The 11963-nt window shown below is 38.2% G+C and carries 12 protein-coding genes and 1 tRNA gene; 6 read left to right on the forward strand and 7 right to left on the reverse strand.

The window, feature by feature from the left end; genetic code table 11:
* Positions 1-2: 2 nt before the first annotated feature.
* Positions 3-266, forward strand: a complete 264-nt coding sequence (locus HY841_03480) for a hypothetical protein (GenBank protein ID MBI4929799.1) — start codon at positions 3-5, stop codon at positions 264-266.
* Between the two features lie 11 nt (positions 267-277).
* On the opposite strand, the gene HY841_03485 is transcribed toward HY841_03480, so the two are convergent.
* Positions 278-351: transfer RNA gene (locus HY841_03485), tRNA-His, on the reverse strand.
* Between the two features lie 49 nt (positions 352-400).
* On the opposite strand from HY841_03485, the gene HY841_03490 reads away from it, so the two are divergent.
* Positions 401-1675 carry a replication-associated recombination protein A gene (locus tag HY841_03490; protein MBI4929800.1) on the forward strand — a complete coding sequence of 425 codons (1275 nt, stop codon included), beginning with the start codon at positions 401-403 and terminating at the stop codon, positions 1673-1675.
* Here HY841_03490 and HY841_03495 read toward each other — a convergent pair.
* Genes HY841_03495 through HY841_03510 form a run of 4 tightly spaced genes read right to left on the reverse strand, consistent with a single transcriptional unit; the run spans position 1672 to position 4385 of the window.
* Complete coding sequence (locus HY841_03495) at positions 1672-2124, reverse strand: hypothetical protein (protein MBI4929801.1); 453 nt, start codon at positions 2122-2124, stop codon at positions 1672-1674. The two genes, HY841_03490 and HY841_03495, sit on opposite strands and share 4 nt — an antisense overlap.
* A gap of 56 nt (positions 2125-2180) precedes the next feature.
* The gene (locus HY841_03500) at positions 2181-3497 is read right to left on the reverse strand and encodes a competence/damage-inducible protein A (GenBank protein MBI4929802.1); all 1317 of its coding nucleotides are present in this window, start codon (positions 3495-3497) and stop codon (positions 2181-2183) included.
* A 42-nt stretch (positions 3498-3539) separates the two neighbouring features.
* On the reverse strand, positions 3540-3992 hold the full coding sequence (locus HY841_03505; protein ID MBI4929803.1) for a hypothetical protein: 453 nt from the start codon (positions 3990-3992) through the stop codon (positions 3540-3542).
* A gap of 9 nt (positions 3993-4001) precedes the next feature.
* Positions 4002-4385 carry a hypothetical protein gene (locus tag HY841_03510; GenBank protein ID MBI4929804.1) on the reverse strand — a complete coding sequence of 128 codons (384 nt, stop codon included), beginning with the start codon at positions 4383-4385 and terminating at the stop codon, positions 4002-4004.
* A gap of 301 nt (positions 4386-4686) precedes the next feature.
* On the opposite strand from HY841_03510, the gene HY841_03515 reads away from it, so the two are divergent.
* The 4 genes from HY841_03515 to HY841_03530 all read left to right on the forward strand — a co-directional run bounded on the left by HY841_03515 (position 4687) and on the right by HY841_03530 (position 9453).
* Complete coding sequence (locus HY841_03515; GenBank protein ID MBI4929805.1) at positions 4687-5739, forward strand: T9SS type A sorting domain-containing protein; 1053 nt, start codon at positions 4687-4689, stop codon at positions 5737-5739.
* 352 nt (positions 5740-6091) lie between these two features.
* A complete protein-coding gene (locus HY841_03520) occupies positions 6092-7564 on the forward strand; it encodes a tetratricopeptide repeat protein (protein ID MBI4929806.1) in 1473 nt (490 codons plus the stop codon).
* Positions 7565-7596: 32 nt separating this feature from the next.
* Positions 7597-8268 (forward strand): hypothetical protein, encoded by a 672-nt coding sequence (locus HY841_03525; GenBank protein ID MBI4929807.1) that lies wholly within the window; start codon positions 7597-7599, stop codon positions 8266-8268.
* 573 nt (positions 8269-8841) lie between these two features.
* Positions 8842-9453, forward strand: coding sequence for a fibronectin type III domain-containing protein (locus HY841_03530; protein MBI4929808.1), 612 nt, complete (start codon positions 8842-8844; stop codon positions 9451-9453).
* Positions 9454-9830: 377 nt separating this feature from the next.
* On the opposite strand, the gene HY841_03535 is transcribed toward HY841_03530, so the two are convergent.
* Positions 9831-11129, reverse strand: coding sequence for a hypothetical protein (locus tag HY841_03535; GenBank protein MBI4929809.1), 1299 nt, complete (start codon positions 11127-11129; stop codon positions 9831-9833).
* 47 nt (positions 11130-11176) lie between these two features.
* Complete coding sequence (locus tag HY841_03540) at positions 11177-11815, reverse strand: hypothetical protein (protein ID MBI4929810.1); 639 nt, start codon at positions 11813-11815, stop codon at positions 11177-11179.
* Between the last annotated feature and the right edge of the window lie 148 nt (positions 11816-11963).

Consider the following 11963-nt stretch of genomic DNA (forward strand, 5'->3'; position numbering starts at 1 on the left):
TTATGAAAACATTTTTCATATCTGTTGCTTTAATTGTTTCTCTTTTATTTTACGGATGCGGAAATTCAGGAGAGAAAAAGCAAGATGATGGAGCGGTGCCGCATGATACATCAAACGGAGTTTCTGCAATGCTGCTTGACTCATTGCACACCGACCAAGCATCGCTCGTTTACGTTTGTCCCTGTGGCGGCTGCCCTGAAGTGAAAGAATCAAAGCAAGGCAATTGCCCAAAGTGCGGATTGGAGTTGGTTGAGGAGAAAAAATAATAGAAAGAATGGGTGGCCAATGGGATTTGAACCCACGACCTTCTGAACCACAATCAGACGTTCTAACCAACTGAACTATGGCCACCGTATATTATAAGAACATTGGGTTGCAAAAATAATTATTTAATGGTCAGATGAGCATTCCTTTAGCAGAACGACTTCGCCCTAAAACTCTTGACGAGTTCATCGGGCAAAAACATTTGGTAGGAGAAGGGGCAATCCTGAGAAAAGCGATTGAGTCTGGCACAATTCCTTCTATGATTTTGTGGGGACCTCCGGGAGTGGGGAAAACCACACTTGCGAGAATCATTGCCACACAACTCAAACGCCCATTTTATCAGTTAAGTGCAATTAATTCAGGTGTGAAAGATATTCGTGAAGTGATTGAGAAAGCGCAATCAGATTCTTTTTTCGGAACAAATTATCCTATACTTTTCATAGATGAAATTCACCGCTTCAGCAAAGCGCAGCAGGATTCATTGCTTGGCGCAGTGGAACGCGGAACAATCACATTGATTGGAGCGACAACAGAAAACCCTTCGTTTGAAGTTATCTCTGCTTTGCTTTCCCGCTGTCAGGTGTATGTGTTGAAATATCTCGATAAGGAAGACTTGCTTTCGCTTATAAGCTACGCTTCCAAAACGGATGAATTCCTGAAAAAGAAAAAAATCGTATTGAATGAAAACGATGCATTGCTTCGCTTGTCAGGCGGAGATGTTCGCAAACTTTACAACGCACTTGAACTTTTTGTGAATTCTGTTTCAGAAGAGGTCATTGAAATCACAGATGAAAAATTGTTGAATGTTGTTCAGCAGAAAATGGCTTTGTACGATAAAACAGGCGAGCAGCATTATGATATTATTTCCGCCTTCATAAAATCAATTCGTGGCAGCGACCCGAACGCTGGAGTTTATTACTTAGCAAGAATGATTGAAGGCGGAGAAGATCCGCTTTTTATTGCCAGGCGGCTTGTGATTCTCGCATCAGAAGATATTGGCAACGCAAACCCGATGGGATTAGTTCTCGCTAACAATTGTTTTCAGGCAGTGAATGTTATTGGAATGCCCGAGTCGAGAATTATTTTATCGCAGACAGTAGTTTATCTTGCCTGCTCGCCAAAGAGCAATGCCTCTTACAAAGCAATCGGTGCAGCTCAGGAAAAAGTAAAACAGAAGGGCGATTTATCTGTTCCGCTTCATATCCGAAACGCTCCAACAAAATTAATGAAGGAACTCAATTATGGAAAGGACTATCAATATGCTCATAGCTTTGAAGGAAATTTTGTTGATTCAGAATTTCTTCCGGAAGAATTAAAAGGAACCAAACTCTACGAGCCGGGAGATAATGATATTGAAAAAAGATTCAGAGAGTTTTTAAAAAAGAACTGGAAAGAAAAATACGGCTACTAGTCCCCGCCAAACATTTTCCGGGTAATAATCTCCACGGGGTTTCCATCATATATCCAGATGTAAATCAAGCCAACAGTGATTCCGCCAAAAGTTTGTTCCACTGTTTGCCAGAGAAGGTCAAACAAAATGTACTGCGGAGTAAGTGTGCTGTTGAAGGAAACGCCAATCACTAAAGCGACAATGTAGGTGGAGAGCCCGAGCAATGCACCGGAAATGATTCCGCGCACTAAGGGTTTTCTTGCAAGTTGCTTTGGGAGCTTCATTAAATAAATTTTCGTAACCAGAAAACCAAGAATGAGGTAAGTGATGATTGATCCGGTAAGAAAAATTTCTTTGGGGTAGGAGAGACGTTCTAAATCGTTCAGAAAAACTCCATGCCAAAGGTATGACAGGGAAAACATTACTACGGAACTTAAAATCCAGGAAAGAAAAAATCGTTTCGTGCTCATAGATGCTCTTCTTAACGAAGAAACTTGGAACAAAGTTACAAATTTTAATGAAATCGTTAATTAGTTTCCAACACTGTTCTCAACATATTTAAAGCGGAGAGTCCGGCCCTGTGGATAGTTCGTTCACGATTGCTGCCAAAAAGAAATTTCTCAGAAATTATTTTTTCTGCTGATGAAACCGAAATCCAAACGGTTCCTATTGGTTTTTCTATACTTCCTCCTGTTGGTCCTGCTATTCCTGTAGTAGCAATTCCGAAATCAGCTTTCAGCCGTATCCTTACTCCGCTTGACATTTGCTCAACTACTTCTTTGCTGACAGCTCCATTTGCTTCCAGAATTTTTTCATTCACTTTCAGTACATTTACTTTTATGTCATTCGCGTAAGCGATTATTCCTCCATTGAAATAATCAGAACTTCCTGCAATGGAAGTGATGAGATGCCCGATATATCCGCCTGTGCAGCTTTCTGCAACGGCAAGTGTTTTCTTTTTCTTGCGAAGAATTTCTCCGATTGTCTTTTCAAGAGTTTCAGGTTCTTTTCCGTAATCCTCTATGGCAAAAATGATATCAGGAATAATTTTTCTGAGAGAAGTTATTTTTTCGTTAACTGTTTCAGTTAGTTTTTTTTCATCATTGCCTTTGGATGATAAACGAAGTTTAACTTGTCCTGGCGAAGGAAGATAGGCGAGTTTGATATTCAATGAAGCAAGTGAATCTTCCCATTCTTTTATTTTTTCTGCCAAGGTAGATTCTCCGATTCCCTGCGTGTGAACTGTTTTGTGAACGATAAATTCTTTCTGAAATCTATTTTTCAGTTCAGGAATAACAAATTCTTCCATCATCGCTTTCATTTCGTAAGGAACACCGGGAAGAGAAATCCATATTAAGGATTCAGGATTTGGGATTAAGGATTTTTTAAATCCTAAATCCTTATTCCTTAATCCTAAATCATTCTCAAACCACATCCCCGGTGCTGTGCCATTTTTATTTTTTATTGGAGTGCAGTTTTCCGGAACTTCCGCCTGCCCGCGGTTTGATTCAGGCATTGGAATGTTGCGGGATGAAAACATTTTCTTCACTTCTTCAAAAATTTCTTCTTTAAAAATAAGTTTTGTATTGAAGAACTCACAAAGAACGGGTTTGGTTATGTCATCGCTTGTGGGACCGAGCCCGCCTGTGATGAGAATGATGCCTGAACGTTTTTGTGCATCAGAAAATGCTTTCAGCATGTCTTCGCGGTTATCGCCAACAGTGATAAGATGTGTTACAGAAATTCCGATCAGGTTCAGCTGCTGAGCCATCCATTGGGCGTTGGTGTTGGTGATTTGCCCAATGAGAATTTCGTCACCTATGGAAATTATTTCTGCAAACATTTAAATAACAGTTAACTCAGTTTTATTTTTACTTCTTCGCAGTCAGTATTTTTTTCTTATTCTCCGGAATATTCGTCTGACCAGCATTCCGAATGAACGGGCAATGGTGCTGAAGATATTGTCATCCTGCACGATATCCGTATTTTCTTTAATTGCATTTGCCAGTTCAATATAATGATAAAGTTTGTAATTCAGCAGCCACTTTTCAGCTTTTTTGTCTTTATTAATTGTACTCGCAGTAGCCGCCCATTCTGCTTTTTTATTATCTATGAGCCATTTAAATGCGGTTTTGTCTCCGCGCACTGCATGTGCGAATGCGATTACATCAAAATGTTTTTTATCTGATATTTTTTTTAACGAGTCATCGTACCCTTTGAGTGAGTAGTGGAGTAGAATCAGTTCATGAAAATTATTTCTTTGCAGCCAGATTCTAGACTCATCCTTTCCTTTTATTAGTTTGACGAGATGCACTATTGTTTCTTTTGAATAGTTCATAGTTAATTTTTAAGATACTTTTTTCTTCTTCCTTGCCTTTGGAATTTTTCCAATCCGTTCATCTCCTTTTAAAATCAGTTCGCATATTTTTGTAACAGATTCTTCAAAGTCACCGGCATTTTCATGAATCATTTGCCATCCCGTTTCATTTTTCCCATCACTTAAGATGTAAACCGATTTCATAGAAGGCAGTTCTTTCCGCAAGCTATCGTGATGCTCTTTTCCGGTGGCAAGCCAGACACCGTTGGCATCTGAGTGATCTGCTTTTTTTCTTACGATGAGAATAATCTTTTCTTTTGCATAAATCGCATGGCATCCAAACATAGGTTTGACGGTGATTTCTAAGGGATGGAGATAATCCAAAATAAAATCAAAAGGGATTTTCTTTTTCATCACGATAGCCATCGGGAACGAAAATACAAAAATAGAACCCCTGTGTATAAATCGAAAAAGGCGGGTTCCGAAACCGGTCGCCCGCCTTTTGGTTTCATCTGTTTTTCCATCCCCCAATCCTCCGGTATTCTCGGAGGAATGACTCTTCAGGAAACAGGTGAACTCCTACTCATGTCTAACGAAAAACGTGCCAGCAGGTTTCACTTATTTAGGAAGTGGTTGAAATTATTGAGTAAGTGGTAAAATAATAGACCCGGATTGCCCATTTTGGCTTATCTTCGTTTTTAAATAAACACATATTATGAAAAAAATAACTTTACTCTTTTATTTTCTTGGTGCAGGAATTTTCATTTCTAATGCACAGATTTGGATTGGTCCCTGGAGTGTTGCTGGCGTAGGCATGGTGCTGCAGCAGGCGCATGACACCGAAAAAGACACAGTGCCCGGCTCTATTAATCCCGGTCCTGCGGGTGCAAGTCAAACATGGGTTTTTACTACGCTTGTTCCTAGTACTGTAGATACATTAACCTTTACCAATCCCGCCTGGCTTCCTAATGGCGTAAATTTTCCCAATTCAAATCTTGCGATAATTAATTCCACCGATGCCTCTGAATTGTATCTTGAAAACATAGCAACCGGACTTTTTGTTGATGGAGTGTATGCCGATCCTTTCGGTCAGGGAGCGATGGCAATACAATTTAATCCGAGAGAACAACTTGCCGGATTTAATGCTACCTATAATTCTACTTTTCAAAACACATCAATGATAGACACAGCAATTGGAGTTTCATATCCTGGCTTTGATTCAGCGCGTGTAAAACAAGTCAAGTATAAGGATAACAAAACAGACGGGTGGGGAAGCATACAAACGCCTTTAGGAACTTACAACTGTTTACGGAACAGGGAAAAGGTTATTACCATTGACACTATATGGATTCATGTTCCTGCTCCACCTCCCACATGGTATGTATACTCTGTTACGAATGATACCGTATGGCATTTTTCATGGTGGGCAAACGGAGTAGGATTTCCATTACTGGAATTTGATAGCACACATGCCGATACCATTCAAAACATTCAATGGCTGAAAACGCTTCCAGTAATAGGCGGGGTGAATGAAACCTCTCAGTTGGGAGGAGTAAATGCCTACCCGAATCCTTCTTCCGGAAAATTTATTCTTGAGGGCAGGGGAGAAGCGTGCATTTATAATTGCATTGGCGAAAAAGTTTATTCAACTACTTCACGGAATGAAAAAAGAGAAATTGATTTATCTGCCCAGCCGGAAGGAATTTATTTTGTTCGAATGTTAAATGAAAAAGGCGCATCTGTAAAGAAGATTATTATTAACAGGTAAAGGCAGTATTGCTATTTCTTTTTGAAAGGGTTGCCATAAATGACAACCCTTTTTTATTTTACTTTAGACGAATGAACAGAAGAAACTTTCTTAAGACCACCGGCACCACGGGATGAAGGGCTGGGGCTAAATCTTTTTTACCTTTACACATGCACACAAATGAATTAAATATAAATTATTTTCTATTCGGGTGATTTCATTCAGAAAATATCCAGCGCACTGTTTTTCCTCATTCTTCTTTTTTATTTTTATTTTTTTACACCTGCCTGCCGAAGTGTCCGCGCAGGAAGGTACCCGGGTAATTGACAGTTTGAAAAATGCACTCTTAACTGCCAAGGAGGACACCCAAAAAGTGAACATCCTTTCGGAACTTGCCAATCAATTGCAAAAGCATAATAATCACGAAGCTTCCTTTGAATATATACGGATGGGAATTGAACTGGGTGAAAAACTGAAACATAACCGCGAACTCGCCTTGCTGTACAAATGCAGAGGCGATTATAATGTTGCCATGAACAGCACGGCTTTTGCCCTTCAGGACTATAACAAAGCGATGGATATTGAAACAGCCGCAGGAAGAAAAGATAAAATGGCAATGTGCTACGATAAAATTGCGAGACTATATCAAAACACAGGGCAATACGAAAAAGCAGTTTCAAATTATCAGGATGAATTAAAATTATATACCACCGTTGGTGATACTTCAAAAACAATGGATGTGTTGCTTTCTCTCTGGGATGTTCACTATAAAAAAATAAAAGACGCACCCGCTGCGGCACGTTATCTGGGGGAAGTACACACGCTTATCGGTAATTCATCCAATCCCGTTTTGCTTTCTTCCCTCGATAATAAACTCGGAAAATTCTATTCGATCGAAGGTGATTTTGAAAAAGCGGCAGAGTATTTAAACAAAGCATTGCCTTTGCACAGCGCCAATAAAGATTACATGGGAATGGTATCTGATTACTATGAAATAGCGCGCCTTTATGAAAAAACAGGAAACCATCAGAAGGCATTTGAATATTACATTCAGGTGTTGAAAATACAAGAAGCAAGAGGAACAAAACTTGAACAGGCGCTTGCCCTCAATAATGCCGGCTGGGGGTATCAGTTGATTAGCGATTATCCTAAAGCGCTTGAATTTCAACTCAAATCCTATAAAATATTTCTTGATGCCGGAGAGCAGGTGTTCATTGCTTATCCGCTTGGCAATCTCGGAATCATTTACAACCAACTGGGCGCCTTTAATACCGCCATAGAATATTCTGAGAAAGCAATGGCTCTCTTTCTGAAGAACAAGGATTTTGTAGGTGTGGCTGAATCCTATAACAACATTGGCAGCGCCTATTTGAACCTTGAAAAGACGGATAGCGCAATGGCAAATCTTCAAAAAGGATTGCAGGTTGCAAAAGATGAAAATGTTTTGCGTGAAATAAAAAATTCTTATTCGGGACTTGCCTCCGCCTGTGAGCAAAAGAAAGATTACCGGAATGCATACAATTATTTTCGCCTGTATGCCAGGCAGGTGGATATAATCATGAACCAGGACAATGCCGAGAGCGTGAGAAGGATGCAGTTCAGCATTGAGAATGAAAAAAACCAAAAGACCATTGAATTGCTCAGCATGAACGCTCAGATAAAAGAAGCCGAACTAAGAATACAGCGCGTGCTTACGTATGCTGCCGTCACCGGACTGCTGCTGATGCTCACCGTTGTGTTTTTTGTTTTACGGGCGAGAAAACAAAAACATAAAGCGGATGAACAAATGGCGAAGCTGAATGCTGAACTTTTTACTCATAAGGAAAAAACTGCCGGGATGGGGTAGGGAAGAGGGCGAAAACTTTTTTACATTTATATATGAAAAGAATCTTTACTGTCGGATTATTTTTATTGAGCTCCTTACAATTATTTACACAAAACCAATCCGATTCGATTGAAGTCAAAAAAGTTTTTTTAGGAACAAGATTCAGACAAAATGGTAAAAACTTAACAGTTTACCAACTGATGGATATTACCCGAACCAATGCAGAGGCATATAAAGAAATGAAAATTGCAAGAAACAATTATAATGCTGCCGTTGCATTTACTATTGCTGGAGGTATCTTGCTTGGCATACCATTTTCAATAGCATTTACTAAGCATGCAAAAAATGCAGTGAGAATTTATAATGCAAGTGCTAAAATAAAAAATAGCGAACCTCAAAAGGATATTACATCAGCATCAAATGATGTGAAACATTCAGTGGATTTATTAAGTGTGCTTTATTATACAAGCGCTGATTCAGGTTATCAAAACTATAGCGCTAGAATGCAATCATTACTGAAACAGGATATAAAAATTATTTCTTATGAATTCCGTGAATACAAATATAGGAATGGAAAACTAAAATCCAGAGGGTTTAAAGCAAAACACAAGTATGGCATTAATGATGAGTATAGTTATACAATCGGCACTTGGGAATATTATACTAAGGAAGGAGTATTGGAAAAGACTATAAATTATAATTTGAGAGAAGAAATTGTTAAATAGTGTAACTACACACAATCCTGTAATTCTCCCTTTAAAATATTTTTCTGTTTTTTTCTTCTCCGAAGGAGATATGCGGATAATTTCCCCTATAGAAATTTAAAATCCAGCATAGATTTATTATTTCTATTGTAAACCATCAATTTCCATCATGGAAATATTATTTCTGCGATGGATTTATTATTTCTATCATGTAGAAACCAAATAGGGCAGAGGCAAAATTTTTCAAAAACAACACAATCAGATACTTTTCCTTTCATTATTTATAAATTACCTGCCTGTAATAATAAATAGCATGAATGTCTCTTATCAATGCTGTGATGTAATTTAAGGATACAGACAAGCATTATATAAATGTGATTCTGCATATATAAAGTGCATGTAAGAGAAATTAAATTGCATGCGTGTATTTATAAGATTCATGCCTGCAAAATCAACATGCAGGTATTCAATTAATCAGTTTATGCATAGAAAAATAATTTGCAGGCAATTAAATATTTTTTGAATGTGTACGTTACATAATTTCATGTATGCAAAAGTTAAAGACATGCAAGCATTTATTAAATATAAATTCACATGCGAACGCGTTGGTTAGTTGCCATGAAATTATCGCGGGCTGCAGTGCCGCTGCGCATCGCTAAAGCCAGGCTTTTTGTTGAAAAGATGACAGGCAATCTGAATTTTCCGTCTCCGAATCCTGCGCTTGCATCCATCACAATTGCCGCCCAAAAACTGGAGGATGCATATTTAGAAACTCAAACCGGAAAAAAGGAAGCAACGCCAATCATGTATCAAAGGCGGAATGAACTTATGTTGCTGCTCAAAAAACTCTCACATTATATAGAAGATATTGCCAATGATTCTCAAAACCCTGAAGCGGTGATAACCAGTGCCGGAATGGAATTTCAAAAAGAAAAGGAAAAGAAAGCGCGTGTGTTTTCTGTGAAAAACGGAAATTTGAAAGGAGCTGTGAAAGGTATCACAGCATCGGCAGGCATAAGAACAAGTTACCTGTGGCAATACCGCGTTAAAGAAACTGATGCGTGGATTAGTTCAGGAATTACCATCAATGCGAACCATATCTATAAAAACCTCAAGAGCGGAACCACTTATGAATTCCGCGTAAAAATTATAACTGTTCAGGGGGAAGGTGATTGGAGCAATGAACTGGAATTGGTTGTGCTTTGATTGATATATATATATAATTATTCTTTTTTAATAGAATGCTGGTTTTAAGGTAAATATGATAAAATAACTAAATAATAAAAGTAATAAATAAACACCATAATTTACATTATATTAAATTGCTGTTTTAGAGATATTTAGGTCTTAACCCTATTTAATACGAAGTTTATTATGGTTGATTATTGACTTTACCTTAATTAACTTAAGTGAGAACCCGCTAAAAACTCATGAATCCTACGTGGTGAACAATAGAATAATTGAACATTTGAATTACGAAATCAGAAGTAAAATGCATTCACTTCGAATGTTCGCTGTTCAAATGTTCAAATGTTCTTCATTCAAAATAGATTTTAGAGATGCCCTTAATAAACTGAATTAACCTACTTACCTCCCTTCAGTTCTTCGTTGAGTTTTTTGTATTTATCAGTATCTCCTTGTCCGGTTCGGGCATAGAGTTGCCTGAGCGTTCGCATGGTGTCTTTATCTGTTCGGTCAAGTTCATGGGCTTTTTCCAATAGCGGAATTGCTTTCTGGAACAGCACATCTGCCTTATCCTCTTCGGCTTTCACTTTTTTTGGGTCTTTCATGTCTTCTGCTTGCTTGATGATATCAGCGCCCAGATTGTTATAGAAAATGCCTATGCTGTATAGCCCTACAAAATAATCAGGTTTTATTTCAATTGCCTTGCTGAATTCTTCATCTGCTTTTTTAGTGAGTTCGCTGAAATTAGCCGGTTTGGGCAAATCTTTTCCTGCCGCATCTTTCGGGAAAGCCATTTTGTTCCAGGTCTGCCCCAATACTAAATGCAGTTCGTGGTTCTTCGGATCTTTTGCCAGCGCCAAGTTGATGCTGTTGATGGCAGATTCTGATTTTCCGTTTCTCAGGAAAAGATTTATCTGTTCAATCAGCAATGCGTAACTATCGGGCATTGCAATAACTGATTTATTAATTACCAAACGTGCGGATGCCGTGTCGCCCGCATCGGTATACATCTGAATAATTGATAAATAACATTTCTCCTGCTTGTATTTCATTTCAATCAGCTTGGTGTAATACTGCTCTGCTTTTTTGTAATCTTTAATTTTCACTGCTGAAAACGCCATGTTGTTCACAGCAGCCGTGTCAATTATGTTCTGCTTCGCTTTCATATCGTATGATTTTTCATAGTAAGAAATGGCATCGGTATAGTTTTTATTAAGCAGGCAGGAATATGCTTTGTCGCTGTAATCGCTGGCAATCACCCGCATATTGTTATTGGCATCATTGATATAAATTTTCTTGTCGTCCAGTTCAATTTCTTTCTTAAACGATTTCAGGGCTTCATCCACTTCTGCCATTGAAACGGTATTATAGGCAACAATGAGTTTTTTATTGATGTCGGCTTCGGTGCTTTTATTCATTTCATTTTTCAGGTTCAGTTCAAACAACGCCACATAAATCAACCCTCTGTAATACCATGTTTTGAATTTTCCGGAAGTGGCTTCGTTTGTTGCTGCCAGTTCAATTTTTTCTTTCGCCTGCGGAAGCGATTTCAGTTCATTGTATTTGGTGTAATCTTCATAGTAGCTTATGGCGCTGTTCAGGTTTTGATTCTGAGCGAAAGCCAGCGAAGAGAGAAGTCCCGAAGGGACTGAAGCCAATAAGAAGTAAGAAGTGAGAAGCAGAACAGCTTTTTTCATATAACTTGGATTTTTAATGCTGTGAAAATACAAAAATCATACCTACCCTATTCGCTGGCATAATATTTCATGAACTTCATGAATTTTTTCATAAACACCCTTGATTTTATTCTGTACCTCTCCCCTTTTATCCAAAAGTCAATATATTTTGTTTTCGGCTTTCCCAATACCGCTTTGTAACTGATGTAAAAATCTTTAGACGTGTTGAAGTCATGATAAATTACTTCGAACGGCTTGGCTTTTTCAGATACTATTTTCTGCCGGAGTTCTTTGTAATTTGATAAAAGCGATTTGCATTGGTTGATGTCAAGATTAATGTACGTGTAGTTTGTTTCAAGAGGGGCGCTTATCAGTTTAAATAATCTTTTCCCGTTGAAATGATATTTCTCCGCTCCAATCACCATGCCCGTTTTTCCTTTGTGTTTGTATCCGGTGAGTTCCAGATAGGCGAATCCTTTGAACGAGCCGCTTTGATTATGAAGATGCTTTTGAAAAATGGAATACGTTTCGAGCCGGCTGAATTCATTTTCTGCATGCTCTTCAATATTTGTTTTGATGTATTGCTCGGTGAGATAGCGCGTGTGGCGGCAGCTTGAAAAAACAAATGGGGAAATAAATAAAATGAATAATGAATATCGAACAAGGAATTTCGAATGATGAAGTTTTGCTTTTACTTCGATATTCATTATTCTTTATTAGACATTATTCAGATTAAGATGTTATATCCACCGTTTTCAACACAGAGTTCACAGAGTTTAATGAGTTTCACAGAGCAGAACTCTCTGTGTAACTCTCGTATGTTTGCGAAATTAAATAAACTAGTGCAACTAAAAG

This window comes from Bacteroidota bacterium (genome assembly GCA_016213405.1).
Lineage (GTDB): Bacteria > Bacteroidota > Bacteroidia > Palsa-948 > Palsa-948 > Palsa-948.